Origin of the sequence: Thalassobacterium maritimum (assembly GCF_031127805.1) — a bacterium.
In the GTDB taxonomy this organism is placed as follows: Bacteria; Verrucomicrobiota; Verrucomicrobiia; order Opitutales; family Coraliomargaritaceae; genus Thalassobacterium; species Thalassobacterium maritimum.
Genome location: NZ_JARXHW010000188.1, coordinates 1 through 716, shown reverse-complemented (window position 1 = coordinate 716; position 716 = coordinate 1). Strand labels below are relative to the sequence as shown.

At 47.6% G+C, this 716-nt stretch carries 2 protein-coding genes; both read left to right on the top strand.

All coding sequences use genetic code 11. The features are described 5' to 3' along the window. Positions 1-297, top strand: a 297-nt coding sequence (locus QEH52_RS19970; protein WP_308952727.1) for a hypothetical protein, incomplete at its 5' end; no start/stop codon positions are given. A 23-nt stretch (positions 298-320) separates the two neighbouring features. Then, complete coding sequence (locus tag QEH52_RS19965) at positions 321-512, top strand: hypothetical protein (RefSeq protein ID WP_308952725.1); 192 nt, start codon at positions 321-323, stop codon at positions 510-512. Positions 513-716 lie beyond the last annotated feature (204 nt).

Here is a 716-nt window from a genome sequence, read left to right as displayed (position 1 = left end):
GATGGCGGACGCTGGTACCCCAGCTTTTCTTATTTTTATCAAGGTCGGCAGCAACATAAGCCTTGGGTCTGGGTGAGCCTTCCAAGGACCGGACACAATCGTCATGGCGCATTTGAACAATTTGTGCGTGATTTCTTCGAAGTCACAAGAGGTGAATCCTGCGCAGCTGCCTACGCCGACGTGGAGTCGGGCGAAGTCTTTGAAGCTTCAGAAGAGGCCGTCCAGCAAGAGTTGATGGCGATCTTTCCGAACCAGAATCTAATCCAAGCATGGAGAGAATTGCATGCTTTTAAATAAAAACACCAAAACTGAAAATAACTATGAAACTTAATAAACTTCTACTTCTGCTGCTACTTGGCCTGATTGCTGGAGCCTATGGATTTAGCCAATATCAGTCGCTGAGCTCCGATCTTGTTGCGTGTTGTCCCGTCGAAGATCCCGAATGTGGTGATGATGAAGAGGATAAGGACGACAAGGATTCTGATTCTATGCCTAGTCAGATCCTCGCGTAGGTTGAGTTATTTGTAAGATTAGGAGCCCGCTCTGATAGTGATAGCAATATGTGCCAGTTTTGTAGACTACGCCTCCGTGTGTTTGGGGTACCCGCAGAGGTGTTTCAGGGCGAGGTTCCTGATTCTTACTTTTATCTTTTTGCTGCTCTCGATTGCTGCGCAAGCGCGGTTGTTGGATTTAGATGCGCGTAACAATGCCTTGGG

What these genes read in the sequence shown, in the direction of transcription:
- QEH52_RS19965 (WP_308952725.1), top strand. Translation starts at nt 321, where the DNA reads ATGAAACTTAATAAACTTCTACTTCTGCTGCTACTTGGCCTGATTGCT.